The following is a 26,281-nucleotide window of genomic DNA, read 5'->3' as shown; positions in this document are numbered from 1 at the left end:
ATTTTTAAATTGCGTCGTTTTTTTTGTTTTTAATAAAAAGCGTAGCAACTGCACTTAATAATAAAAGTACTCCTGAAAAAGTGATAGCCAAACGTGCATCATTGTTTAAAAAATGTTTTAAAACATAACCAAAAGATATATTTTGAAAAATCATTGGTATTACTATCATCATATTAATAATTCCCATATAAACTCCATAGCGTTCTTTAGGGATATTGGTCACCACCATCAGATAAGGAATTCCCATCATGCTGGCCCACGCTACTCCATAGCCTATAATTACTGGTAGGAATAAATACTGATTTTGTATGTTTGGGAAAAGAAAAAAGGAAACTGCTCCAAACAAAAGACAAACAAAATGTACCATTTTAGGACTATACTTTTTAGCTAATTTTGCTAAATAAAATGCTACTGAAAAAGTTATAATAAATCCAAAAGCGCCAATCAATCCCATCCATTCTACTGCTTTTTCATAGCCTACTTTATTTGCTGGTGTAACGTCCCAAACTGATAGCGCGATACTTTTAGAATTGTTTTGCCAAAAACACATTAAAGCATACCATTGGAATAAATAAACTAAAAAAAGTTGCCACATTACTTTTGGCATTTCTAATACGGCATGATAGATATCTATAAATGGTGAAAAGAGATTTAATGGCTCCGATTTCATTTTTTCAATTTCTTCTTCTGTAGGCGGAATTTCTGCCGTTTTTTTCATGCTCCACCAAATTGAAGATACCGAAAGCACTGCTCCAAGAAAGAAAGAGGCATAGATCCAATTTGGCAATTCGCCTGTGTAACCAACAAAAACGATTGGGAAAAGAAATAAAGAAATGTAAGACAAGAACTGCCCAAATCCAGTAAAAAAACTTTGTGCCTGAAAACCTATAGGTTGCTGTTCTTCATTAAGTTTATCAGCAATAAACGCTCTGTACGGTTCCATTGCTGTGTTGTTACCAACATCCAATATCCAAAGTAAACCTGCGGCCATCCATAGCGAACTACTAAACGGAAAAAGAAATAATGCAATGCTACAGATTATAGCACCTATAAAAAAGTAGGGTTTTCTTCGTCCCCACCTTGGATGCCAGGTTTTATCACTCATTGCTCCAATTATAGGCTGGATTATTAGACCGGTTAATGGTCCTGCTAAATTTAATATCGGAATTTGATCTGGACTAGCGTTTAAAAAATCATAAATAGGATTTACGGCACTTTGTTGCAAACCAAAACTATATTGGATACCAAAAAAACCTACATTCATATTTATAATTTGCCAAAAACTAAGCTTAGGTTTTGAGAAAGTCATAATTGTATTTTTTAAATTTTAAAAATCAATTCCTGTACTATAAAAGTACAGGAATTGGTAACCAACTAACATTTATGAACCAACTTAATTAAAATCGATATGCTAAAGCCATAGATATAGATCTTCCTGTCATTGATCTTGCTCTAACATAATTTACTGTATTTTCGGTGATGCTTGCCTCTTCTGCTTCAGTAATTGCTATGGTATTAAATAAGTTGTTTCCAGAAACATTTAAGGATAAACCTTTCGCAATACCTACTTCAACAAATCCATTTACAATTACAAATCCATTCATTACTAATTGATTAGAATCTTGTGCAAATGCTTTTGTTTGCCCAATAAAACTTAAACCTAATGTGTTTTTATCTGTGAATTTATAGGTTGGTAAAAAACTGTACATTAACTTAGGTTGTCTTCTAGGTTCATTTCCATTGTTGTTTCCTGAAGTAATTTCGGCTTTAGTGTATGTCAAAGAACTTCTCACGTTCAATTGCTCAGTTACATCATAAGCAGATTCTAATTCTAGACCCATGGATTTGTAATTATTTTGGATAATACTGTTTGAAGTTACTTCATAACCACCTTCCTCGTCAGTTTTAGAATGAAAAGCGGTAGCATAAAGATATCCTTTATTGAATTTTTGTTTAAAACCAATTTCTGCTTGTGACAAAAAGTCTAATGCGTTAATTCTATTTCCATTTAAATAATCCAACCCACTAAATAAAATTCTATCTGCTTTAGCCGAAGCACCTCTACTGATTCTAGCAAAAACTGATTGTCTGCTTGCTAAAAGTAAATTGGCTCCTAAAGTGTATGAATAATAATCGTAATCATAGTTTACTGCTGTTGGGTTAGTATTGTCAACTGCATAAACATTTTGTTCAGGTACAGAAATCATTCCGTCATTATTGATATCAAAAGCAGTTGAATTTCCTCCTGCAAACGATCCTGTAACTTTTCCTTTGTCATAACGTAAACCTCCTTCTAAGGATAGATTATCTGTTGCGTCTACAGAGATGTTAATATATGGTGCTGAAACATTGTATTGTGTATCGTAATTTCTAGCTAAATTACCCCATGCAGGTGTTCCGTATGCGTACAATCCGTTATCTGATAAAACATCTCCTGCTGAATTGCTAATATTGATTAATCGAGGATTAGTATCTGAAACTTCTTGAAGGTAGGAATTCCATAACCAAGACATTGAAATATTTTGCATGGACTTGAAGAAACCAGCTGTAATACCTACTTTATCAAACTTTTTAGACAAACGTAGGTCGTTCATAAAGTTACCCATGTTGTTTAATTGCGTGTCGAACATGTGGATTCGGGATATTAACGTATTAGCCTGAACATTATCTCCGTTATTTGCATATTGTAAAGAAACATTTGGATAGTCTATTAATGCATTTCCATTTGTGTCTCTAACTAATCCTGTTGAAAATCCGTTATTTAATATTTGTGTTGAATTTAAAATTTCAGCAGGGAATGGTGAAATGAATCCGCCTGAATTAGAAGAAAATCTAATATTGTTAGTTATTTTCCAATCGTTTTCTAAATTAAAAGTTGCATTAGCACCAATTGATTTTGAAACAGGGTTCATTCCGTCAGAAATTGCTTCACGGCGTACATTACCATCAGGACCAAGACCTACATTGTGAGTCAAGTAAATGGATTGTAAAGAACCTGTTGTAGCATCATAACCGTCAACACTTTTCCAATTAGGATTTGCATTTGTCCCAGAAACTGCTATTGGCATTGGCATGTAAGCTGCTGCTCTATCATTTAAGAATTTAGCATAAACAGTGATAGAACCATTTTCAAATTCTTTTGTAATATTAAATTTCAGTTGTCCACCATTGTTGGTGTTGAATCCTGTTTTTCGAACACCTTCGCCTGTTCTATAAAAACCTCCCATGTGAAAATACAATCCATCACCTATTTTAGTTCCATAATCCAAATCGGTTCTGAAATTTCCATAGTCTAGTCCAAAAGTAGTACTCATATTTCCTCCTTCTGTTTTACCTGTCTTGCTGATAAAGTTAATAATACCCCCAGGTGAATTTGAAGATAAAGTAGATGCCGAACCCCCACGAATGGCTTCTATCTTAGCAATACTTCCGTCAAATCTTGTAAAAATATCTGCTGTTGCAAATGCAATATCACCAAACAATAATACTGGAAGACCATCTTCTTGAAGTTGTAAATATTTAGATCCACCTGAAGAAATAGGTACACCACGCACAGAAATATTTGAATTCCCCTCTCCTCCAGAAGATTCTGAACGTATCCCCGGAATAGTTCTAAAGATTTCAGCGGTAGATCTCGGTGCAGATTGAGTAACTTGTTCTGTTCCAAGAGTGGTAATAGATACACTCGATTTAATTTTTGCTTTTGGATTTACAACCCCTGTAATTACCACATCTTCAAGGACATTTGCATCTTCAAGAAGTGTAATGTTTTGAATGGTATTACCATTGATAGTGATTTTAAATTCTTCTGTTTTAAATCCAATGTATGTAGCAACAACATTGATAGTTCCGTTTTTTAAATTTGCAAATGCATATTTTCCATTTGCATCTGTGGCAATGGCTTTATTGGCATTTTTTATTGCCATATTCACCCCAGCAATTGGGGCTCCTGATACATCAGTTACTGTTCCTGATAAATTAGCATTTTGAGAAAAAGAGATGTTAAATAGCAATAAGGCTACGACTATCCCCCAATTTTCGAATAATGAAATCTTTGTTTTCATGGTTAAATAATTGCTTAGTTAATAATTAATTTGGTATTTTTTTATCAAATGTATATATATTGTTGTTTTATTTTTTAAAAAAAAAATTTCGAAAACGTTTTCGAAACATCGAAAACGTTTTCGATTTCACAAAGTTTTTACGATATTTGTTTTATGAAAGAAGCCACCTTAAAAGAAATAGCAACTACTTTAGGTATATCGATTACCACTGTTTCAAAAGCTTTAAAAAATTATCCAGATGTTAGTGAAAAAACAAGAAAAGCTGTTGTGGCACTTGCTGAAGAGTTGCATTATATGCCCAATAGTTTCGCTGTAAATTTAAGAACTAAGGAGTCTAAGACAATTGGTCTAATTATCCCCGAAGTGGTACATCATTTTTTTTCTGGTGTTGTTAATGGAATTATTGCAGAGGCCGAGAAACATGGTTATTTGGTAATTATTCTTCAGTCTAATGAATCCTTAGAATTAGAAAAAAAACAAGTAGCGCTCCTAATTAACAAAAGAGTAGATGGGATTATCATGTCGCTGTCTAATGAATCAAATAATGATGCTCATATAAAGGATATTCTTTACAAAGAGATTCCTTTTGTGCAATTTGATAAAATTTCGAAATTAATTCCTAGTTCAAAAGTCATTATTAATGATCAAAAAGCTGCCATGGAAGCCGTTCAGCATTTAATTGACATGGGTTGTAAAAAAATTGCTCATATTCGGGGTCTTGAAAATCCGCAAAATTCTATAGATCGTTTTCTGGGATATAAAAAAGCTTTAGAAAAGAATGGAATTCCTTTTGATTCTACATTGGTTTATTCCTGTAAAAGCATCACTTTTGAACAAGGAGTCGAATTTGCCAAACAAATTTTAGAAGAGGATAAGGGGATTGATGGTATTTTTGTTATCACAGATTTGGTTGCAGTTGGTGTTTTGGCTTATTTTAATGAAAAAGGAATTCAAGTGCCTAACCAAATTGCTGTAATTGGTTTTAGTAATTGGCTTGTTTCTCAGGTAATCACACCAAAATTAAGTACTGTTGATCAACCGAGTTATGAAATGGGCGTTGCCGCATTTGCTTTATTGTTAGAAGAGATCCTATGTAGAAAAGAAGGAAAGGTATTTGAACCAAAAATAGTTGAATTAAAAACAGGCGTAATTGTACGAGAATCAAGTATGAGATGATAGTATAAAAAAAGCGATTTGAATTTTTCAAATCGCTTTTAATTTATGATAAAGAGGTTTGGAATTAACCTAAAGCAACTCTTTTGAAACCTGAAATTTCAACATTGAATCCTTTAACATAATCACCTACTTTTTTACTGTCATCTTTGATGAAGTTTTGATCTAGTAAAGCTTTTTCCTGGTCTAAAGTAGTGTTGTCAGAAATGAAACGTTGTACTTTTCCTGGGATAATTTTGTCCCAAATTTGTTCTGGTTTCCCTTCCGCTTTTAATTCAGCTTTAGCATCTTCTTCCGCTTGTTTTAAAACTTCTGGAGTTAATTGAGAGTAAGAAATATATTTAGGAACATTTTTTAAAGTTTTTCCTAAACGTTTTGCTTCTTCATTTTCTTTTTCGATGATAGCAATACGTGCAGCTAGTTCAGAAGCAACGAAAGCAGGGTCAAAATCTTTGTAAGATAATGTATCAGCTCCCATTGATGCTACTTGCATAGAGATATCTTTAGTCAAAACTTCTGCGTTAGCTACAGCAGCAGAGATAGCAGTTAATGCAGCAATTTTGTTTACGTGAACATAAGATCCAACAAAAGCACCTTCTAAAATTTCAAAACCACCGATTTCGATTTTTTCACCAATAACACCGGTTTGCTCGATTAATTTTTCAGCAACAGTGATTCCGTTGAAATCTGAAGCTAAGAATTCCTCTTTAGAAGAGAAATTGATTGCTCTTTCAACTAATTCTTTAGCTAAAGTTACGAAAGTTTCATTCTTACCTACGAAATCTGTTTCGCAGTTTAAAGTAATGATAGCTCCTTTAGTATTGTCAGCATTGATAAAAGAAACAGCAGCTCCTTCAGAAGACTCACGATCAGAACGGTTAGCAGCTACTTTTTGTCCTTTTTCTCTAAGGTTTTGTATCGCTTTATCGAAATCGCCATCCGCTTCAACTAAAGCTTTTTTACAGTCCATCATTCCGGCACCTGTAGTTTGTCTTAATTTATTTACGTCTGCAGCAGTAATTGTTGCCATAATTTTTTATTTAAAGATTAAAAGATTGAAAGATTTAAAAATTAAATTTAGTGCTAATTTTTTTTAGACACTTTAAATAATCTTTAAATCTTTCAATCTTTAAATTGTTTTAATTCTATTATTCTTCAGTTGCTGGAGCAGCAGTTTCAGTTGCTACTGGAGCAGCAGCTTCTTCAGCAACAACCTCAGCAGTTTCTTTTTCAGAACCTCTTTCAGAAAGTCCTTCGATAACTGCAGCAGTTACTAAAGATAAAATTTTGTCAATTGATTTAGAAGCATCATCATTGGCTGGGATAACGTAATCTACTTCACGTGGATCAGAGTTAGTATCAACCATTGCGAAAACTGGAATGTTTAATTTTTGAGCTTCTTTTATTGCGATGTGCTCAGCTTTGATATCTACTACGAACAATGCAGCTGGAAGTCTAGACATATCAGCGATTGAACCTAAGTTTTTTTCTAATTTAGCACGAAGACGATCTACTTGTAAACGCTCTTTTTTAGATAACGTCATGAAAGTACCATCTTTCTTCATTTTATCAATAGTAGCCATTTTTTTTACTGCTTTACGGATAGTAACAAAGTTTGTTAACATTCCACCAGGCCATCTTTCAGTGATGTAAGGCATGTTTGCAGCAGCTGCTTTTTCGGCAACGATGTCTTTTGCTTGTTTTTTGGTAGCAACAAATAATATTTTTCTACCTGATGCAGCAATTTTTTTCAAAGCTTCGTTAGCTTCTTCAATTTTAGCTGCAGTTTTATATAGGTTGATAATGTGAATACCATTACGCTCCATATATATGTAAGGAGCCATGTTTGGATCCCATTTTCTAGTCATGTGTCCAAAGTGAACACCTGCTTCTAGTAATTCTTTTACTTCTACTTTGTTTGACATTTTTTCTTTAGTTTACGTTCTGTTGATTAGCAATGTCCATTTAATTTAAAGATTCAAATGATTTAAAGATTTAAAGATTTGTTGTGTAATTTTTCAATCTTTTAATTTTTCAATCTTTCAATATGTATCATTTAGATGCTAAACTAATTTCTCACCTCAGTGAGACAACAACAACATTGTTTAAATTCAATAATAAATTCAATAAAGTCTTGCTCCTGTGAACAAGACAGGCAATATTAACGTTTAGAGAATTGGAATCTCTTACGAGCTTTCTTCTGACCGAATTTCTTACGTTCAACCATTCTTGGATCTCTTGTCAATAAACCTTCTGGTTTCAAAACTCCTCTGTTTTCTGCATTTACTTCACACATTGCGCGAGCGATTGCCATTCTTACAGCTTCTGCCTGACCAGTTACACCACCTCCGTAAACATTTACTTTTACGTCAAAGTTAGATGCGTTTTCTGTCATAGACATTGGTTGCATTACTTTGTACTGTAAAGTAGCTGTAGGGAAATAAGTTGCAAATTCTTTTTTGTTTACAGTGATTACTCCTGTTCCTTCTGAAACATAAACACGTGCAACAGCGGTTTTTCTTCTACCGATTTTGTGAATAACTCCCATTACTTAAGATCGTTTAGGTTAACAGTTCTTGGTTTTTGGGCAGCTTGTTTGTGCTCAGAACCAACAACAACATTTAAATTTCTGAAAAGTTCAGCTCCTAATTTGTTCTTAGGTAACATTCCTTTTACTGCTTTTTCAACTAAAGCTGCAGGGTTTTTAGATTGCAATACTTTAGCAGTTAAAGTTCTTTGTCCTCCTGGATAACCTGTGTGACGCATGTAAATTTTCTCGTCCATTTTGTTACCTGTAAGGTTGATTTTCTCTGAGTTGATAACAATTACGTTATCTCCACAGTCCACGTGTGGGGTATAGCTTGGTTTGTACTTTCCTCTTAAAATCATAGCGACTTTAGAAGCAAGACGTCCTAAGTTATGACCCTCTGCATCTACAACGATCCACTCTTTAGTAGAGTTTGCCTTTGTAGTTGAAATTGTCTTGTAGCTTAATGCGTTCACAATAAAAATTTTTTAATTAAACATTCCATCCCCAATAAAGGGGTTGCAAAAGTACAATTAATTATTTTAAAACCAAATACCTTAAATGAATAATTTTTTCGGGTTTTTGTGCTGATAATCAATTGGATATTTATCGGGCTTTTGAGAACATCTTTTTTGTAATTACACTTCGTGCTTTGGTTCTAAATTTATCTTACATTTGATTTGAGAAATAATTTGATTATCTTGCAATCTTGTCACGGAAATAAGGGGATAATTACCATTATCTTTTAGATATAAAAAAGTATTTTTTTTTTCAATATTTTCCATATCTCTATTAACAAAATACTAATACTAAGACACTAATTCATTATGAAAGTTAAAGCAACACTGAAGCAAATTGCCAAAGAATTGAATGTTTCTGTTTCTACAGTTTCTAAAGCACTGAATGATAGTCCGGAGATTAGTAGTCAAACTAAAATTAAGATTAAAGAGTATGCTAAACTCAAAAATTACAAACCCAATATCATTGGTTTGAATTTAAAAAACAGAAAGACAAAAACCATAGGAGTTATTATTCCAAATATTTTGAATTCTTTTTTTGCCAAAGTTTTTAGTGGTATTGAAAAAGTAGCGGATGAAAAAGGATATAATGTCATTACTTGTATTTCGAACGAATCCATTGTCAAAGAAATTAATACTTTAGAAATGTTAAGCAATGGAACCACCGATGGTTTTATTTTATCAGTTTCAGAAGAAGCACAAAAGCTACAAGATTACTCTCATTTTACAGATATTATAAACGAAGGAACACCTATTGTCATGTTTGACCGTATTGCTGATGAAGTAGAATGTGATAAAGTAGTGGTAGACGATTACGATTCGGCATTAAATGTTACCCAACGATTAATTGATACAGGTTGCAAAAACATTGCGTTGATTTCTTCGGTTGATGATTTAAGTGTGGGTAAACTAAGAACTGAAGGTTATTTGAAGGCCTTGGCAGATAATGGCATTGCAGTTAATGAAAATATTATTCTTCGTACCAATTCTGAAGAAGATATGAAAAAAAGAATAGATGCTATTTTCGAAAACAATACTATTGATGGTGTTTTTGCTTTAGACGAGCGCGATTCGGTTGCCGCATTGAAAGTCGGAATTAAAAAAGGCTATAAAATTCCTGAAGAGTTATCCATCATTGGTTTTGCTGACGGAATTTTAGCTTCCAGACGATTAACACCAAGTTTAAGTACAGTAAGTCAGCACGGAGTAGAAATTGGTGAAGTAGCTGCCAAATTGCTAATTCAGCGTTTAGAAGCCGATGAAGAAAATGAATTGCCTTATCAAACGGTAGTTATAAAAACCAATCTAAAAGAAAGAGAATCTTCTAAAACGAAAAAAAAATCCATTTCTAAAAAGTAAAGAAATGGATTTTTTGTTTAAAGTTTGATATTATTCCGCTAATGTTACTGCCTACTAAAAATTGAACACTGCTAGCTTTATTAATGCGCTTCCAACCAATTTTTTCCCATTCCTAAATCAACAACCAAAGGGACTTCTAGTTTAAAAGCATTTTCCATTTCGGCTTTAATCATCGGTTGGATTTTTTCTAATTCGGAGTTGTGAACGTCAAACACCAATTCATCATGTACCTGCAATAACATTTTCGATTTCCATCCCGAACCATCGGGATTCGGCGAAATCAATTTATTATGAATATTAATCATCGCAATTTTGATAATATCAGCCGCCGAACCTTGAATAGGAGCGTTAACCGCATTACGTTCGGCACCACTGCGCACAATAGCATTTTGCGAATTGATGTCTTTTAAATACCTGCGACGTCCTAAAACCGTTTGCACATAACCATTATCTCTGGCAAAATCAATTTGCTCGCCGATATACGATTTCAACCTTGGATACGATTTGTAATACGCTTCAATCAAATCGGCGCTTTCAGAACGGGAAAGATTCGTTTGATTCGAAAGACCAAAAGCCGAAACTCCATAGATAATTCCGAAGTTTACTGTTTTTGCATGACTACGTTGTTCACGAGTCACTTCTTCCAGCGGCACATTGAAAACCTTAGAAGCAGTCGATTTGTGAATGTCTTCATTGTTTTGGAACGCTTTAATCATGTTTTCTTCGCCACTTAGTGCAGCAATGACACGTAATTCTATCTGAGAGTAATCGGCAGAAACTAAGGTGTAATTTTCATCACGAGCAATAAAGGCTTTACGAATCAATCGCCCTCTTTCGGTACGAATAGGAATGTTTTGCAAGTTTGGATTATTCGAACTCAAACGTCCTGTTGCCGCTACGGTTTGCATATAATCAGTATGAACGCGTCCTGTTTTTGCGTCAACCTGGTTTGGTAATGCATCAATATAAGTGCTTTGGAGTTTTACCATTTGTCGCCATTCCAGAATATCGCGTACAATTTCGTGTTCATTAGCCAGATAACTCAACACTTCTTCACCAGTGGCATACTGTCCTGTTTTGGTTTTCTTTTGTTTGGCACCTCCAATTTTCATTTTGTCAAATAAAATATCACCGAGTTGTTTTGGCGATGCCAAATTGAATTTCTCTCCAGCCGTTTCGTATATTTTTTGTTCCAAAGCATTGCTTTCAACAGCCATTTCCACTGACATGCTTTTCAAAAACGGAACATCTAAGTTGATTCCTTCGGTTTCCATCGCTGCAAGAACAGGAACAAGTGGGATTTCGATTTCGTCAAATAGTTTTTGAGTGGCTGTTTTTTCTAATTCTACAGCAAATAATTCTTTTAATTGAAAAGTGACATCGGCATCTTCAGCAGCATATTCTTTGATATCTTCCAATGCAACTTCGCGCATCGATTTCTGATTTTTTCCTTTCTTTCCAATTAAGTCTTCAATGGATTTTGGCGAATATTTTAAATAAGTCTCTGATAAAATATCCATATTATGACGCATATCAGGATTAATCAAATAATGCGCAATCATCGTATCGAATAATTTTCCAGCTACGCGAATACCGTAATTAGCGAGTATTTTTAAATCGTATTTGATATTCTGACCAATTTTTTCAATTTCTGCATTTTCGAAAAACGGAATGAATTTCTCCGCCAAAACTTTGGCTTCTTCCTGATTTTCAGGAAACGGAACGTAAAATCCTTTTCCTTTTTCGTAAGAAAATGAGATTCCAACTAATTCTGCATGCAAAGCATCCAGTCCAGTGGTTTCGGTATCAAAGCAAACAGAAGTTTGTTTTTGTAAGTTTTGCAACAATAATCTAATTCCTAAATCGCCTTGAATGATTTGGTACGAATGTGGTGTGTTTTCCAGCTTACTATAAAATTGCAAGTGCGATACTTCGCTATCATGAGTAGGAAGTGTACTTGAAAAAAGGTCGAACTGCTCTTCGTTCTTAGGTTGTGGTTTTTTATACAATTTAGCATCAGGTTCGGGAGCCGTTCTGCCTCCCCCTCCTTCGGAGGTGGCTGGGGGGAGGAATATAGCATCAAACTGTTCTGCCATTCTTCTAAACTCCAATTCGTTGAATAAAGCATCTGTTTTTTCTACATCAGGAGTCGAAAGTTCATAGTCTTCTTCATTGAAAACAACTGGACAATCTAACAGAATAGTAGCTAGTTTTTTCGACAACAATCCCAGTTCGGCATTGGCTTCAATTTTGGTTTTTATTGCGCCTTTAAGTTGGTGTGTATTAGCCAATAAATTTTCGATAGTGCCGTATTCAGCCAGGAATTTTTTAGCTGTTTTTTCTCCTACACCGGGTAATCCAGGGATGTTATCGGCAGAATCACCCATCATTCCCAGATAGTCAATTACTTGCTCTGGTCTTTGGATTTCAAATCTTTCTAATACCTCGGGAATTCCCCAAATCTCAATTCCGTTGCCCATACGAGCGGGTTTGTACATAAAAATATTTTCCGAAACCAATTGGGCAAAATCCTTATCAGGCGTAACCATAAAGACTTTGTAGTTTTGTTTTTCGGCTTGTTTGGCAATCGTTCCTATCAAATCATCGGCTTCATAGCCTGCCACTTCAATAATCGGAATGTGCATGGCGTTCAATAAGGCTTGGATATAAGGAACGGCAATCTTGATGGCTTCGGGTGTCGCATCACGATTGGCTTTGTATTCAGGAAACCATTCGTTACGTAAATCGCTGCCGCCTTTGTCAAAAGCTACCGCCAGATGGTCTGGTTTTTCACGCTTAATTACATCCATCAACGAATTCATAAATCCCATAATGGCCGATGTATCCATACCCTTAGAGTTGATTCTTGGATTTTTAATAAAGGCATAATATCCTCTAAAAATTAAAGCATAGGCATCGAGTAGAAAAAGACGTTTTTGTGACATTGCAGTGTAAATTGAATTTAAAATGTAAAAATATAGAATTCCATTTACTTTATGATTATTTCTAATTGCTTTGTTGAGATTGGTTTATTGGTGAATAAGTGATTTTTCCTCAATCTTGTCATCCCGAAGAATGAGGGATCTCATCAAGTAGCTCCGCAAAGATTAGTTAAACGTACCACACGAAAGGATTCGTGCGGTAGCGGGGGCTGTTATGCGTTCGGGCTTTTTGCATGCTAGTTTATTTCATTAATAATTTGAATTGTCTTTTTGAATTTATCGAGAACAGCTGAATTACTAATGTCTGTATGGATATTGTCTAACATAGTTATGATTTCTCCATGTAAAATTTTATATTCTTGTTTATTTAACGGTGGTTGATTTCCATGTGCGATATCATTTCTATATTTTATTAATTGTTTGTCAATTAGATTTGACTTAAGGTCATAATTAGTAATATCTAAACCAATTGTCGTAAATATTTCTTTTAATATATTTGAGTTTAAGTTTGATTGTGTCTTAATTGAATCGGTTTCGGAAAACGAAGCTTTTTCGTTAAGGTTGTTTTGAAAAAAGTCAATAAACTTAACATGCAATGTTGCTTTATTTGTTATAGAAAATTCCGATATTTTCTGTTTGAGTGATAATGCTAAAATATTTGAATTTACTTGATTGAGATTCAGCTTTTGAAATTTAATATAAGTTAAATAGCTTTCCGCTGAATTTTTCACAAACCCTTCCCAATGAGCATATAACAATACAGACGCACAACGTAATGCAGTTGGTAGATTTTTTGAATTTGCGGTTTCAACATTATTATATAATGTTGTTAATTCTTTTTTTCTCCACGCCAAGTCTGCTGTTAAATTATCAATTAATTCTTCTTTACTTTTAATTTTCATGGGCGCAAAATATTTTCACCTAATGGAAGAAGAGTAGGAACTCTTGAGGTTACATTGACACCAGAACCATATCTTGCTTGAAAACTGCCATCTGCCCAGATTTCTTTTACTTTTGAAATCAGGGATTCCTTAACATCATCATTATAATCAATCGCTATCCATTGTTGGATGTTCTTGCCAAGTCCAATTGCAATTGCCTCGAATGCTGCTACCAAAAATTTACCTTCAAATCGACCCTTAACATCGCTATATTTTTGAAATGTTGAGTCTGCAAAAACATTGTCAAGTAATAAAAAAGTCTGACGGAATTTTGTCTCCATCTCACCTCGATTAAATTGAGGGTTTCCAGCAATATCAACCATTTTGTTTGTAATAAATTCGCTGAAGTCAGTAACACTTTTTACTTCATTTGGGTCTATGATACTTAGAATTATAAATCGAAGAGCTAGTTCCATATTATATTTTTCTCTAACAAGTCTGTCTGTTATTGAAATTGTATTTAGAAAATGTTCGTCATCAGCTAGTGATTTTAGCCATTCATAGAATGTTTTATCTAACATAACCAAAAGGCAGTTTCTTACTTCTTGGTCAGACAATTTTGAACCAAGAGTATTTAATCGTTGAAACAGTTCAAATTTTATAGAATCATCACTTTCTTTTTTTACAATTTTTACATCAATTTTTTCCCTCTTGAATGCAATTCTCATTGCAGAATCTAAAGAATTTTCAGGATCGGCATCATCTTCCCAAACTTTTCCGTCTAACGATGGAAGATAATCTGTTTTAACAAGTCTACTTGCGGGTAATGCTTCTTTGTTTTCATCTTTAAGAATGCCAATGAATTCAAAAATTGTGGAAAGTCTTTGCAATCCATCAACAACGTCCCAAACACCATCTTTTCTTTGTGAAACAAAAATTGATGGAATTGGAATACCTAGTAAAATACTTTCTATGAGCTTTGTTCTTTGGGTTGGTGTCCATCTAAAAAATCTTTGAAACTCTGGATGGATATCAAGTTCATCATCCTTGTATAAGTTTATAAGTTCACCAATCGACATAGGATAACCATCAGTGCTAATGTCTTTTTTCTTGATTACAATTTCATCCTGTAGTGCCATTATTTTTTTGATTATATTGTTAATTTCTGTTTTGAACTCTCATCTTAGATTCAGTGCAGTATAGCCTGACGCATAACTTGTTTATAAGCGAAATAAACCTTCGTATATACACCCAAATTTGGGTAGATTGGCGAAGTTTTGTTTCGTAAAACTATTTCCCAAATATATTAAAATATTCTTACAAAAGTAATTAAGAAATCAAATCGTTATAACTAGCCCTGATCGCAGCGGTATCCTCTTGTTTTGCGATAGCTAAACAAGAGATAGAGCGGAGAGCAGGAGGGAATGGTATTAAATATTTTACCGTTCTGCTCCTAAAATTAATTGTATCAAGTTAAAGTTTATTTAAGATTTTCTAAAATAAGAGTCAGATGTTGTTATTTTGTGTAAAAATGTATTAAGATGGGGTTTAGGTTGCTATTTTTTATAGTGTTTCTTTTGGTGGTGGAGGTCTATGCTTTTCAGGTTTTTAAAACAGTTTTAAAAGAAAAATGGTTTTTAGTAGCATACGGTTTGCTGAGCTTGGCTATTTTGGTTTATATTGTTTTTGGCTTTTTTAGTTTTGATCGTTCGGTGGGTCAAACGCGAGGAATGATGTTTACAATGGGCTTGATGCTGGTGGTGTATGTTCCTAAAATTATCTTGGGAATTGTGTTGTTGTGCGAAGATATATTTAGAGTGATAATGGGTTCAGCTAATTATTTTGTAGAGTATGATAATGAAGATTTTTTAGGTTCGAGACGAAAATTTATAAGTCAGTTGGGTTTAGGCTTGGCTGCGATTCCGTTTTTGTCTTTGTTGTATGGAGTAACTATAGGGAAATACAATTATAAAGTAATCAAACAGCGTATTTTTTTTCCTGATTTGCCAGAGGCTTTTGATGGTTTTACGATTACTCAAATTTCGGACGTGCATTCGGGGAGTTTTGACAATCCGGATAAAATAAATTATGCTATTGATTTGATTAATGAGCAAAATTCAGATATGATTTTATTTACGGGTGATATTGTGAATACGCATGCTAATGAAATGCATCCGTGGATTGAAACTTTTAAACGAATTAAAGAGCATAAATACGGTAAATATTCGGTTCTAGGAAATCATGATTATGGCGAATATGTAAACTGGCCAACGGAAGCGGAGAAAGAACAAAACTTTAAGGAAATTAAAGAGTTGTACGGACAAATTGATTTTAAGTTGATGTTGAATGAACATCAGTTTTTAGAAAAAGGAAACGATAGAATAGCCTTAGTGGGTGTTGAAAACTGGGGAAATAATTTTAAGAAAGCCGGAGATTTGAAAAAAGCTTCGGAAGCAGTAGATGATAAAGATTTTAAAATCTTGATGAGTCACGACCCGAGTCATTGGGATCTTGAGATAAAAGAACATGAGAAGAATTTTCATTTAACCTTTTCGGGACACACACACGGAATGCAATTTGGAATTGAAATTCCGGGATATTTTAAGTGGAGTTTGGCACAATATGTCTATACACAATGGGCAGGTTTGTATGAGCATTTAGGGCGTTATGTGTATGTAAATAGAGGTTTTGGCTTTCATGCTTACCCTGGTAGAGTAGGAATTATGCCTGAAATTACAGTTATCGAACTAAAAAAAGGAGATAAAGTAACATAATTCGTTAAAAATGCTACATTTGTATGTGAAGAAACTTTATTTTTCTTAGATTTAAAAAAATTAATTCTTGGTTTTATGTCAAAATTTGGAGAACTTATAAGTGCACATGTACCTGTGTTAATTGATTTCTACACAGATTGGAATGAATCTTCGGTTGCTATGCATGATGTTATTAGAGATGTTGCGGCTGCTTTAGGAGATAAAGCAAAGGTGATAAAGATTGATGTGGATAAAAATCAAGAACTAGCCGATGCGTTAAGAATTAAAGGTGTACCTACTTTGATGGTTTACAAAAACGGTCAAATGGTTTGGAGACAATCAGGAGAATTAGATGCTAATTCGCTTATTACTATTGTGCAAGAACAACTTTAATTCACTACTTTATTACCCCGAAAGAAAAGTGGTTTTCAGCTAAATGTTGAAGCACTTTAGGTAAGGTATACTGTAGATTTTTAAACGCTTTTTGGCTGTCGTGAAATACGATAATACTACCTGATTGCGTATTGAAAAGCACATTATTCAAACATTCTTCTTTAGTAATGCTTTGGTCAAAATCGGCGCTAAGCACATCCCACATAATTATTTTATAGCCTTGTTGTCGGAGTTTTTTAGCTTGGGCGGCTTTTATTTTGCCATACGGTGGACGGAAAAGTTTATTGTTTTCAAACTGCTTACTGATTTCTGAACACTGCAAACTATTTTCTATATACTCGCTAGTACTTGTTTTCCATCCATTCAAATGATTTTGGGTGTGATTGCCTATGCTGTGTCCTTTTTCTACTATATGATTAAAGATTTCAGGATTTGCTGTAATGTTTTTACCAATGCAAAAAAAAGTAGCTTTGGCGTTGTATTGTTCTAATTGATGTAAAACCCATTGTGTTATTTCGGGTGTTGGTCCGTCATCAAAAGTAAGATAGATTTTGTTGTCATTATTAGGAATATTCCAAACGTAATCTGGAAATAGTTTTTTGATGATACGGTGTGTTTTGACCCAATAGGCTTTCATTTGAAAAACATTTGAATTAAAGATAAAAAAAATGCAGCAATCTTTTTTGATGGGATTGCTACATTTTTTATGAAATCAAGTTTATACTTTACTATTCTTTGTCACGTTCAAAACGTTCGAAAATATCAACATACGTATTGAAAGCAGTCCTGTGTTTTTGAAAAAACGCAGTGTCGTTGTTATTCTTCATTACTTGTAGTAAAGCTCTGTAACGCTCAATATCAGTTACAATATCAATCACAATACCCGATTGATCAACAGCACTCATTTTGCTGTAATAATTCAGGTTTTCTTTGTATTTTCCTGTCAATTTATCAAGAAGTGCATGTGCTTTAGCTGTTTCGCCTACTTGGTAATAACCGTTTGCAAATGGTTCAAGTAAAGAGTAATAACCAAACTTATCTACTGGCATTTTTTCCATAGCCAAATTGATCACTTTCTTCGCTTTTTCTATTTTGCCTTCTACAATTAACTGGTTCATTAATCGGGAAAGATTGGTTCTGTAGGTAATACTCTCACGACGCGTTTCTGGATCGTGATAGATGTCTCCATCACTATTGCCCCAATCCCATTTCATGATAATGTTGTACATTTTTTCAGAATCAATTTGTCCCATTTCCATTGGATTTCCATCCTTAGGAATAGTAGTTCTAATAGGGACTAATTTGTAAACCATACCATCTAGTTGAAGATAATCCTTCATCCATAAGTATTCTTCATCGTCGAATGCTCCACCACTAAAGTAGATTGGTCGTTTCCAATTGTTATTGGCAACCATATCTAACATCATTAAACGATTTTTGTATAAAGCATTTCCTTTAATATCAATATCGATGTAAGGAACAATAGAATCGTAATCTTTCTCAGCAACAATTTTGTTTTTGATGATGGTGTTTTTGTCAACTGGGATTCTAACCTGATTTGTTGGAAAGAAATGAATGGTTTGTCCATTTTGCATTTCAACAGTTGATTTTGGGTTTTTGATAAAATCCATAAGACTTTTTACACTCCAACGGCTTTTTGTCTTTGGAATACTTACCACATAATCCAGTTTATCACCCACATATTGATCGTGTGTAAACGAAATTGGTAATGGGTCTGATTCGTAAGTTTTGGTTTTCATTTGGTCAATATACCAATCGGTCATGAAAAGACTTGTATTTACGATTTTTATATCGGTTCTAATACCTTCGATTTCTTGTGCATACCAAAGCGGGAAGGTGTCGTTATCTCCAATGGTGAATAAAATACCATTAGGATCACAAGAATTCAAATAAGCTTTTGCCATTGCTAAGGCAGTATATTTTCCAGAACGATCGTGGTCATCCCAGTTTTGCGAAGCCATCAAAACAGGTGCACTCAATAAAGTAGCTGCTATAATTACTGGCCCAGCAATTCTAGGAGACAAATATTTTTTGGCGCTTTCATACAAAGAATAAACTCCTAATCCAATCCAAATGGCAAATACATAAAATGAACCTACTAAAGCGTAGTCTCTCTCTCTAGGCTCGAAAGGTCTTTCGTTGAGGTAAATTTTTAATGCTAATCCAGTGAAAAGAAATAAAACAAATAATACATAAAAGCTTTTTAAATCTTTGCTTGCGTGATACATTAATCCAATAAGCCCTAAAATAAAAGGAATGAAATAATACACATTTCGACCTTTGTTGTTTAAGGCATCACTAGGTAAATTGTCTTGTGAACCTAAATGAATGTTATCGATAAAGGAGATTCCGCTCAACCAGTTTCCATCTTGATGGTCGTATCTTCCCTGGTTATCGCTTTGACGCCCCACAAAATTCCACATTAAATACCTCCAGTACATGTAACCAAACTGGTATTCGACCATAAAACTAAGGTTGTCTGTAGTAGTCGGTTTTTCAATGATTAGGTAATCGCCGTAGCTTCTTAAGAATTTTACATAGCCATCATTGTCAATTTGTTTTTGAGCATAAGCTTTTCTGAATTCGCCAATGGTTTTTTCAACCTCGTTTCTTAATTGTGCTGTTGCTCTATTGTAATCTTCTTCAGATAATTGACTAGCGTCAATTCCGTATTTTGCCAAATCATTCTCATAAGGATAATTGGGGTTGATGGTAAATTGAGGCGGATTGGTAAAATTGATATAATTTGCAATGTGCTCCGTGCTCCACATTCTAGGTAAGAATGTTTTTTGAGCATCATCACTGTTTTGTTCAGCGTTTTTGTAGTTGTTTACAATAACGTATTTTCCTGTTTTGTAATCTCTCTCGTAGTTAGGTGCTTTGTCACGATACGGTGTTTTTGGGTCTAATCCTGCAAAAGTTTCGGTGTATTGCGGACCGTAAAACAACGGATTAGAACCGTATTGTTCTCTGTTGTAATAAGCCAAAACCTCACGGGCATCCGATGGTTTGTTCTCGTTGATAATCACATTAGCATTGGCACGGATAGGTAACATCAACCAAGTTGAGAATCCAATTAATATAAATAAGACACAAAGAATAAGGGTGTTGTAAGTCACTAATCCTTTTTCTTTAGTGTATTTTATTCCAAAGTAGAAAGCAGCTATTAAGGCTAATGCAGCTAAAATAGTTCCAGAATCAAAAGGCATTCCGAGGCTGTTCACGGTAAAAACTTCTGTTTTTGCAAAAAACGCCATCGTTAAAGGAAGTAATAATTTGAAAATAAATAATAAAACCGATACCACTACTACATTGGCAATAATGAAATTTTTAATGGTTACCGTTTTATAATTTTTAAAATAATATAAAAATCCGATTGCAGGAATGGTTAACAATGCCATAAAGTGAACTCCAAATGATAGACCAGTTACCAAAGAAATGATTAACAACCATTTGTTTCCTCTTGGTTTGTCCATGTCTTGTTCCCAGCGTAATCCAAGCCAAAAAAGCAATGCAATAAACAAAGATGCCATAGCGTAAACTTCGGCTTCAACAGCATTGTACCAAAAACTATCCGAAAAAGTATAAGCTAAAGCGCCTACAAACGAACTTCCTAAAATGACAATGTCGTTGCTTTTATTCACTTCTTCAGAGTTATTGACGATTCTTCTCAAAATCATAGTAGAAGACCAAAACATAAAAAGAATGGTAAAGGCACTCGAAAAAACGGAAGTCATATTGACCATTAAAGCAACATGTTCTACACTAGTAGCAAACATCGCGAAAAAAGCGCCAATCATTTGAAACAAAGGAGCTCCAGGTGGATGTCCTACTTCTAATTTAGCTGCTGTGGCAATGTATTCTCCACAATCCCAAAAACTCATTGTGGGCTCAACAGTAAGAGAATAGGTTATTAATGCGATTCCAAATGCAATCCATCCTAGAATAGTATTCCATTTTTTGAAATTGAAAGACTCCTTATTCATGTAGTAAATTTTAGTTAATTTTTCGAGTTACAAAGAAAATGTTTTTTTATTTAAGGATATAGCCATTAACAAAATTTTCTACAAAACTATTGGCTTTTTTAAATTGTTGATTATGAGGCGTATTTTTCTTTTTTAAATCTTTTTTTGAAAAAATATATAAAAAAGTTTGTGTAAACTGAAAAAGCTTGTAAATTTGCACTCGCAATAAAGCACTGCTGGTCTATGGTGTAATGGTAACACAACTGTTTTTGGTGCAGTCTTTCAAGGTTCGAGTCCTTGTAGACCAACTAGCAAATTAAAAAGAACCCTGTAAACATAACGTTTACGGGGTTTTGTTTTTTGTGGCCTAGTGAAATGCGTAGGAATAAATTTTTCTCTATTCTAAAATTACCAGAATCTTAACATCAATTACAAATCATAATCTGTATTTTCATAATCTGTTATAAAAATGGATTTCTAAATTGAAATATACTTGTTTATGAAAAACGCCAAATTACAAGCTTTCATTCCGCTGTTCTATATTGTATGGTCAGATGATTTATTGACTAAAAAAGAGTTTGCCACCTTACAAAGTTTTATTGATTCGCAAGATTGGCTTTCGGCAGAAGAGAAAGAATTTTTGTTTTCGAAAATAACAATTACTAATCCGCCGTCTCGTCAGGATATTACCAATTGGAAAAATAAAATTGAACAAAGCATTCAGAAAAAACCTGCTGTAAAATCTATTTTTGAAATTGCGGTAGTGCTTTCTGAGAATGATGCTGTAATTCAGAGTAAGGAAATTGCTTTTGTAAAACTCGAAAATGATTTAGGGATTTTGGGTGAAGAAGCTGTTAGTAATTTCAAAACCAAAGCAAAATCCCATACCGTCAATTCGCATACAGAAACTAGCTTTGATTTTCAAAAAATCACCGCTATTTTAGATGGAGCACAAGCGCCGATAATTAATAAAGTCAAATCGGTTATTTCGAGACCAGAATTTAAATACGAAACTTCAACTGATATAAACGTTTATCGCCAAAAAGTATTGGAGTGGTGTCAAATCCTGGCCGATGAAAACCTCGGGAATATGGCTTATCCTAAAAAATATGGCGGCGGCGAAAACATAGCTGATTATTTTTCGATTATGGAAACGTTGAGTTATCATGATTTGAGCTTGGTGATTAAATTTGGAGTCCAATTTGGACTTTGGGGAATGAGCATTCAGTCATTAGGAACCGAAAAACATTATGCTAAATATCTAAAAGACATTGGTACACTAAAATTGCCAGGTTGTTTTGCTATGACCGAAACGCATCACGGTTCGAATGTAAAAGGATTGGAAACAACGGCTACTTACAATCACGAAAGCCAAACGTTTACCATTCATACGCCGCATGAAAAAGCCCAAAAAGAATACATTGGTAATGCAGCGGTTCATGGACAAATGGCAACTGTTTTTGCGAAACTCATTATTCAAGGACAGGATCATGGCGTGAATGCTTTTGTGGTGCCTTTGCGGGATGAAAATGGCGTGGTTTTAAAAGGAATTACCATCGGAGATTGTGGTCGTAAAATGGGATTGAATGGGGTGGATAATGGTACGATTCGTTTTGATCAAGTGGTAATTCCAAAAGAAAACATGCTAGATCGTTTTGCTTCTGTCAATGATAAAGGGGAATTTGAAAGTCCGATTCCGAGTGATAACAGACGCTTTTTTACCATGTTGGGAACTTTGGTTGGAGGTCGAATTGGAATTCCGCGTTCGGCTTTGGCTGCTGCCAAAAGTGGATTGACTATTGCCATAAAATACAGCGATCAACGCAAGCAATTTGGTCCTGAAGGCGGTGCAGAAGTTCCGATTTTGAATTATCGAATGCACCAACGCAGGTTGTTGATTCCGCTGGCTAAAACGTATGCGGTTCATTTTGCTTTGCAATATTTGACGCAACGTTTTATCAATAAATCGGAAGCTGAAATGCAAGAAATTGAAGCCTTGGCTGCAGGATTGAAATCGTATTCAACCTGGAGTACAACGGCAATTTTGCAAGAATGCCGCGAAGCCTGCGGTGGAAAGGGGTATTTGTCTGAAAATAGAATCGATGATTTGAAAAATGATACCGAAATATATACCACTTTTGAAGGTGATAATACCGTATTGATGCAGTTAGTGGCTAAAAATCGTCTGGCAGAGTTTAGAAAATCTTTTGGTGAAATGGGTTCTTTTGGGATTATTCACTATGTGTATGAAAATGCTAAATCGGCTATTGCAGAGAAAAATCCGTTAGTGATTCGGAAAACTGATGAAGAGCATTTGCTGGATAGTGAATTTCATTTGCAAGCTTTTCAACATCGGGAAAAAACCATTTTGGCTTCGGCTGCTAAGCGTATCAAAAAATTAATTGATAATGGTTTGGAGGCTTACGATGCTTTTAATGTGGTGCAGCACCAAATGATAGATGTGGCAGAGGCTTATTTAGAGCGAGTGGTTTTGGAACAATTCCAAATTGCTATCGCAGCTGTTGAAGATGAAAAAAGTAAAGCAATTTTAACAAAATTGAATCAATTGTATGCGCTTTCGCAAATAGAAAAAAATAAGGCCTGGTATTTAGAAGATGGTTACATGGAAGCAATAAAAACAAAAGCCATTCGAAAAATGGTTAATCAGCTTTGTTGGGATATTCGACCGGATGCAGTTGCCTTAGTCGATGCTTTTGCCATTCCGGATTCTTGTCTTGCAGCGCCAATTGTTGTTGGGGTAGGATAAAAAGTTGTTGTAAATATTCAAAAAGCTCTAAACGTATTAAAAATGTTTAGAGCTTTTTTGTTTTAAGTTTTATGTCTGTTCACTAAGCGGACTAAGAATTTAATAATGGTACAAGGATGATACATATAGAAGGGGTTTTTGCTGATTGTTACATTAAATTTTAAAAACAATAAGTGGTTTTGAGGCGTGATTGGCTAAATCTTCGCTGATACTTCCAGTGAAAAAGTGCGAAAGTCCAGTTCGACCATGTGTGCAAAGACTTATTAAATCGGCATTAATGTGGTTTGAAAAATTAATTATTCCTTTTTCTACATTGGTATCGTTGTAAATGTGTGTAGAATAGTTTTTTATGTCAAAATCACTAATAAACTCCTGTACTATTTTTTCAGTCAAATCTGTGGTTTTAAAGCTGTTCGGTGTGCAGATAGTTACTAAATGAAGATGTGCATTGAAAGCATATACTAGGTCAAGAAGTTTGCCGAACGGTTTTTTTATTTCTTCAGAGAAATCGGAAGCAAAAACAATGTTTTTTGGGTTAAATTCAGTAATTTCTTCTTTGATAATCAATACAGGAGCATTGGATAAGCGAACTACTTTTTCGGTATTGGAACCAATGATGATTTCTTCAATTCCCGAAGTACCATTGGAGCCCATTATTACTAAATCCATTTTGTGTTCTTTGCTGTAGGAAATAATGGCTTGTGAAGCTTTCTCAATTTTGATGGAGTCCATCACAGTGATGCCTTGGAGAAAACTTTTTTCTTTTATAAAACGCATGGTTTCCTTCGCTTTTTGAATAAAAAACATCACTTCGGGTATAGGGGTAGTTCCGGTTATGGCATCGTTCATCTGGCTGGGAATTTCTAAAATGTGCAATAAATGGATTTCCGAATTGTTATTTCGGGCTATTTGAGCGGCAACTTTTAAGGCGTTTTCGGCCTGGGTTGAAAAATCGGTAGGGACTAGTATTTTTTTCATTATTTTCAGGATTTAAGAGTGGTTTAGAATTGTATTTTGCAATAGTAATAAAGGTAAGGAATAATTTTACAGCAATCAATTATTTTTAGTTTATAAAAATAAACACTATATTTGTGCCGTTATTTATTAAAATCTAGATAATGAGGGGACTAAATGTCCCCTCTTTTTATAAAAAATATGACATTTAAAGAAAAAGTAAATACATTATTGCAGGAAGCTCTAGAAGAAAGACCTTCACTTTTTTTGATTGATCTAACTATTACTGATGCTTTTAAGGTAATTGTGACCTTAGATGATGATAATGGAGTGGTTTTGCAGGATTGCATTGATGTGAGTCGCGCAGTTGAAAGCAATTTAGATAGAGAAGAGCAGGATTTCTCACTAGAAGTGGCTTCGGTAGGGGTGGGTTCGCCATTAAAATTGGTTCGTCAATATATAAAAAATATTGGTAGAACTTTGATTGTGACTACAAATACTGAAAAAATTGAAGCTGAATTAGTTGATGCTAATGAAGATTTCATAATTTTGTCTTGGAAAGCAAGAGAGCCTAAAAAAGTAGGAAAAGGAAAAGAAACAGTACAGAAAGAACAACAAATACCTTATACAGAAATTAAAGAGGCAGTTGTTACAGTAACATTTTAATTTAAAGAATTCGCATGGAAAATTTAGCATTAATCGATTCATTTTCAGAGTTTAAAGATGATAAACTTATTGATCGTGTAACGCTTATGGCAATTTTAGAAGATGTATTTAGAAATGCATTGAAGAAAAAATACGGTTCAGATGATAATTTCGATATCATTATCAATCCTGATAAAGGAGATATGGAAATTTGGAGAAGAAGAGTAATCGTTGCCGACGAAGATTTGGATTTCGAAAATGAAGAGATTACTTTGACAGAAGCTAGAAAGATTGAAGCGGATTTTGAAATTGGTGAAGAAGTTTCTGAAGAGGTAAAATTGATTGATTTAGGAAGAAGAGCTATTTTAGCTTTGCGTCAAAATTTGATTTCAAAAATACACGAGCATGATAACACTAATCTTTACAAGCAATTTAAAGATTTAATAGGCGATATTTACACCGCCGAAGTACACCATGTTAGACCAAGAGTAGTAATTCTTGTGGATGATGAAGGAAATGAAATTGTGCTTCCAAAAGAAAAACAAATTCCATCTGATTTTTTCCGTAAAGGAGATAACGTGCGTGGAATTATTGAAAGTGTGGAACTAAAAGGAAATAAACCTCAAATTATTATGTCTAGAACTTCTGAGAAGTTTTTAGAAAAATTGTTTGAACAAGAAATTCCAGAGGTTTTTGACGGTTTAATTACCATCAAAAAAGTAGTAAGAATTCCAGGTGAAAAAGCAAAAGTAGCTGTAGATTCTTATGATGATAGAATTGATCCAGTAGGTGCTTGTGTGGGAATGAAAGGATCTCGTATCCACGGAATTGTTCGTGAATTAGGGAATGAAAACATTGATGTTATCAATTATACAAGCAATATTCAGTTGTTTATCACAAGAGCTTTGAGTCCTGCAAAAGTTTCTTCAATAAAAATTAACGAAGAAACAAAAAGAGCGGATGTCTTCCTGAAATTAGAAGAAGTTTCAAAAGCAATTGGTAGAGGGGGTCATAACATTAAATTAGCTGGTTTGTTAACTGGATATGAATTGGATGTTATTAGAGAAGGAGATGTTGCTGGAGCAACTGCAGATGAGGATGATGTTGAATTAACAGAATTCTCAGATGAAATTGAAGAATGGATTATAGAAGAATTTGCAAAAATTGGATTAGATACAGCTAAAAGTATCTTGAAACAAGATGTAGAAGATTTAGTAAGAAGAACAGATTTAGAAGAAGAAACAATTCTAGATGTAATGAAAATATTGAAAGAAGAGTTCGATAGTTAATTCTATGCTTCTAACAACACAACAAAATAG

At 34.2% G+C, this 26,281-nt stretch carries 19 protein-coding genes and 1 tRNA gene; 8 read left to right on the top strand and 12 right to left on the bottom strand.

Annotated features, from left to right (window positions below; translation table 11 throughout):
- Nucleotides 1-4: 4 nt before the first annotated feature.
- Entirely contained in the window at nt 5-1,309 is a 1,305-nt protein-coding gene (locus AAGV28_RS03635; protein WP_373405460.1) for an MFS transporter, read from the bottom strand.
- Between the two features lie 88 nt (nt 1,310-1,397).
- Nucleotides 1,398-4,064, bottom strand: a complete 2,667-nt coding sequence (locus AAGV28_RS03630; RefSeq protein ID WP_373405459.1) for a TonB-dependent receptor domain-containing protein — start codon at nt 4,062-4,064, stop codon at nt 1,398-1,400.
- Between the two features lie 153 nt (nt 4,065-4,217).
- Here AAGV28_RS03630 and AAGV28_RS03625 point away from each other — a divergent pair, with 153 nt between their 5' ends.
- Nucleotides 4,218-5,240: a LacI family DNA-binding transcriptional regulator gene (locus tag AAGV28_RS03625; protein WP_373405458.1), complete on the top strand. Its 1,023-nt coding sequence runs from the start codon at nt 4,218-4,220 to the stop codon at nt 5,238-5,240.
- A 64-nt stretch (nt 5,241-5,304) separates the two neighbouring features.
- On the opposite strand, the gene tsf is transcribed toward AAGV28_RS03625, so the two are convergent.
- From tsf to rplM, 4 genes are all read right to left on the bottom strand, one after another.
- Nucleotides 5,305-6,267 carry a translation elongation factor Ts gene (gene tsf, locus AAGV28_RS03620; protein ID WP_373405457.1) on the bottom strand — a complete coding sequence of 321 codons (963 nt, stop codon included), beginning with the start codon at nt 6,265-6,267 and terminating at the stop codon, nt 5,305-5,307.
- A gap of 118 nt (nt 6,268-6,385) precedes the next feature.
- A complete protein-coding gene (gene rpsB, locus AAGV28_RS03615; protein WP_373405456.1) occupies nt 6,386-7,162 on the bottom strand; it encodes a 30S ribosomal protein S2 in 777 nt (258 codons plus the stop codon).
- Nucleotides 7,163-7,398: 236 nt separating this feature from the next.
- Nucleotides 7,399-7,785, bottom strand: a complete 387-nt coding sequence (gene rpsI / locus AAGV28_RS03610) for a 30S ribosomal protein S9 (RefSeq protein ID WP_024980376.1) — start codon at nt 7,783-7,785, stop codon at nt 7,399-7,401.
- Nucleotides 7,785-8,240 (bottom strand): 50S ribosomal protein L13, encoded by a 456-nt coding sequence (gene rplM, locus AAGV28_RS03605; protein ID WP_373390722.1) that lies wholly within the window; start codon nt 8,238-8,240, stop codon nt 7,785-7,787. Before rplM ends, rpsI begins: the two co-directional genes overlap by 1 nt.
- 351 nt (nt 8,241-8,591) lie before the next feature.
- Between rplM and AAGV28_RS03600 the strand changes: the two genes are divergently transcribed.
- A complete protein-coding gene (locus tag AAGV28_RS03600; protein ID WP_373405455.1) occupies nt 8,592-9,641 on the top strand; it encodes a LacI family DNA-binding transcriptional regulator in 1,050 nt (349 codons plus the stop codon).
- A gap of 80 nt (nt 9,642-9,721) precedes the next feature.
- Here AAGV28_RS03600 and polA read toward each other — a convergent pair whose 3' ends face one another.
- The 3 genes from polA to AAGV28_RS03585 form a co-directional block, all read right to left on the bottom strand.
- Complete coding sequence (gene polA, locus AAGV28_RS03595) at nt 9,722-12,586, bottom strand: DNA polymerase I (RefSeq protein WP_373405454.1); 2,865 nt, start codon at nt 12,584-12,586, stop codon at nt 9,722-9,724.
- A gap of 233 nt (nt 12,587-12,819) precedes the next feature.
- The gene (locus AAGV28_RS03590; RefSeq protein WP_373405453.1) at nt 12,820-13,485 is read right to left on the bottom strand and encodes an MAE_28990/MAE_18760 family HEPN-like nuclease; all 666 of its coding nucleotides are present in this window, start codon (nt 13,483-13,485) and stop codon (nt 12,820-12,822) included.
- The gene (locus tag AAGV28_RS03585; protein WP_373405452.1) at nt 13,482-14,603 is read right to left on the bottom strand and encodes a DUF262 domain-containing protein; all 1,122 of its coding nucleotides are present in this window, start codon (nt 14,601-14,603) and stop codon (nt 13,482-13,484) included. The genes AAGV28_RS03590 and AAGV28_RS03585 overlap by 4 nt, the downstream gene beginning before the upstream one ends.
- Before the next feature lie 402 nt (nt 14,604-15,005).
- On the opposite strand from AAGV28_RS03585, the gene AAGV28_RS03580 reads away from it, so the two are divergent.
- On the top strand, nt 15,006-16,238 hold the full coding sequence (locus tag AAGV28_RS03580) for a metallophosphoesterase (protein ID WP_373405451.1): 1,233 nt from the start codon (nt 15,006-15,008) through the stop codon (nt 16,236-16,238).
- Between the two features lie 75 nt (nt 16,239-16,313).
- A complete protein-coding gene (locus tag AAGV28_RS03575; RefSeq protein ID WP_373405450.1) occupies nt 16,314-16,610 on the top strand; it encodes a thioredoxin family protein in 297 nt (98 codons plus the stop codon).
- Between the two features lie 4 nt (nt 16,611-16,614).
- Here the strand turns inward: AAGV28_RS03575 and AAGV28_RS03570 are convergent, their stop codons facing one another.
- Both AAGV28_RS03570 and AAGV28_RS03565 read right to left on the bottom strand, forming a co-directional pair.
- A complete protein-coding gene (locus AAGV28_RS03570; RefSeq protein ID WP_373405449.1) occupies nt 16,615-17,247 on the bottom strand; it encodes a polysaccharide deacetylase family protein in 633 nt (210 codons plus the stop codon).
- A 91-nt stretch (nt 17,248-17,338) separates the two neighbouring features.
- The gene (locus tag AAGV28_RS03565) at nt 17,339-20,617 is read right to left on the bottom strand and encodes a glycosyltransferase family 117 protein (protein ID WP_373405448.1); all 3,279 of its coding nucleotides are present in this window, start codon (nt 20,615-20,617) and stop codon (nt 17,339-17,341) included.
- A gap of 216 nt (nt 20,618-20,833) precedes the next feature.
- Between AAGV28_RS03565 and AAGV28_RS03560 the strand changes: the two genes are divergently transcribed.
- Together AAGV28_RS03560 and AAGV28_RS03555 are read left to right on the top strand one after the other, a co-directional pair.
- Nucleotides 20,834-20,904 (top strand) — tRNA-Gln (locus AAGV28_RS03560).
- A gap of 191 nt (nt 20,905-21,095) precedes the next feature.
- Entirely contained in the window at nt 21,096-23,363 is a 2,268-nt protein-coding gene (locus AAGV28_RS03555) for an acyl-CoA dehydrogenase family protein (protein ID WP_373405447.1), read from the top strand.
- A gap of 153 nt (nt 23,364-23,516) precedes the next feature.
- Here AAGV28_RS03555 and AAGV28_RS03550 read toward each other — a convergent pair whose 3' ends face one another.
- Complete coding sequence (locus tag AAGV28_RS03550) at nt 23,517-24,341, bottom strand: universal stress protein (protein WP_373405446.1); 825 nt, start codon at nt 24,339-24,341, stop codon at nt 23,517-23,519.
- Between the two features lie 177 nt (nt 24,342-24,518).
- Here AAGV28_RS03550 and rimP point away from each other — a divergent pair, with 177 nt between their 5' ends.
- Both rimP and nusA read left to right on the top strand, forming a co-directional pair.
- On the top strand, nt 24,519-24,983 hold the full coding sequence (gene rimP / locus AAGV28_RS03545) for a ribosome assembly cofactor RimP (protein ID WP_373405445.1): 465 nt from the start codon (nt 24,519-24,521) through the stop codon (nt 24,981-24,983).
- 14 nt (nt 24,984-24,997) lie between these two features.
- Nucleotides 24,998-26,251, top strand: a complete 1,254-nt coding sequence (gene nusA / locus AAGV28_RS03540) for a transcription termination factor NusA (RefSeq protein WP_373405444.1) — start codon at nt 24,998-25,000, stop codon at nt 26,249-26,251.
- The last annotated feature ends 30 nt before the right edge of the window (nt 26,252-26,281 follow it).

Origin of the sequence: Flavobacterium zubiriense (assembly GCF_041729725.1) — a bacterium.
GTDB classification, from domain to species: Bacteria; Bacteroidota; Bacteroidia; order Flavobacteriales; family Flavobacteriaceae; genus Flavobacterium; species Flavobacterium zubiriense.
This window is presented reverse-complemented; position numbering and strand designations above follow the sequence as displayed.

Coding starts and splice junctions, on each gene's coding strand:
- AAGV28_RS03635 (WP_373405460.1), bottom strand. CDS start 1,309: ATGACTTTCTCAAAACCTAAGCTTAGTTTTTGGCAAATTATAAATATG.
- AAGV28_RS03630 (WP_373405459.1), bottom strand. CDS start 4,064: ATGAAAACAAAGATTTCATTATTCGAAAATTGGGGGATAGTCGTAGCC.
- AAGV28_RS03625 (WP_373405458.1), top strand. CDS start 4,218: ATGAAAGAAGCCACCTTAAAAGAAATAGCAACTACTTTAGGTATATCG.
- tsf (WP_373405457.1), bottom strand. CDS start 6,267: ATGGCAACAATTACTGCTGCAGACGTAAATAAATTAAGACAAACTACA.
- rpsB (WP_373405456.1), bottom strand. CDS start 7,162: ATGTCAAACAAAGTAGAAGTAAAAGAATTACTAGAAGCAGGTGTTCAC.
- rpsI (WP_024980376.1), bottom strand. CDS start 7,785: ATGGGAGTTATTCACAAAATCGGTAGAAGAAAAACCGCTGTTGCACGT.
- AAGV28_RS03600 (WP_373405455.1), top strand. CDS start 8,592: ATGAAAGTTAAAGCAACACTGAAGCAAATTGCCAAAGAATTGAATGTT.
- polA (WP_373405454.1), bottom strand. CDS start 12,586: ATGTCACAAAAACGTCTTTTTCTACTCGATGCCTATGCTTTAATTTTT.
- AAGV28_RS03590 (WP_373405453.1), bottom strand. CDS start 13,485: ATGAAAATTAAAAGTAAAGAAGAATTAATTGATAATTTAACAGCAGAC.
- AAGV28_RS03585 (WP_373405452.1), bottom strand. CDS start 14,603: ATGGCACTACAGGATGAAATTGTAATCAAGAAAAAAGACATTAGCACT.
- AAGV28_RS03580 (WP_373405451.1), top strand. CDS start 15,006: ATGGGGTTTAGGTTGCTATTTTTTATAGTGTTTCTTTTGGTGGTGGAG.
- AAGV28_RS03575 (WP_373405450.1), top strand. CDS start 16,314: ATGTCAAAATTTGGAGAACTTATAAGTGCACATGTACCTGTGTTAATT.
- AAGV28_RS03570 (WP_373405449.1), bottom strand. CDS start 17,247: ATGAAAGCCTATTGGGTCAAAACACACCGTATCATCAAAAAACTATTT.
- AAGV28_RS03565 (WP_373405448.1), bottom strand. CDS start 20,617: ATGAATAAGGAGTCTTTCAATTTCAAAAAATGGAATACTATTCTAGGA.
- AAGV28_RS03555 (WP_373405447.1), top strand. CDS start 21,096: ATGAAAAACGCCAAATTACAAGCTTTCATTCCGCTGTTCTATATTGTA.
- AAGV28_RS03550 (WP_373405446.1), bottom strand. CDS start 24,341: ATGAAAAAAATACTAGTCCCTACCGATTTTTCAACCCAGGCCGAAAAC.
- rimP (WP_373405445.1), top strand. CDS start 24,519: ATGACATTTAAAGAAAAAGTAAATACATTATTGCAGGAAGCTCTAGAA.
- nusA (WP_373405444.1), top strand. CDS start 24,998: ATGGAAAATTTAGCATTAATCGATTCATTTTCAGAGTTTAAAGATGAT.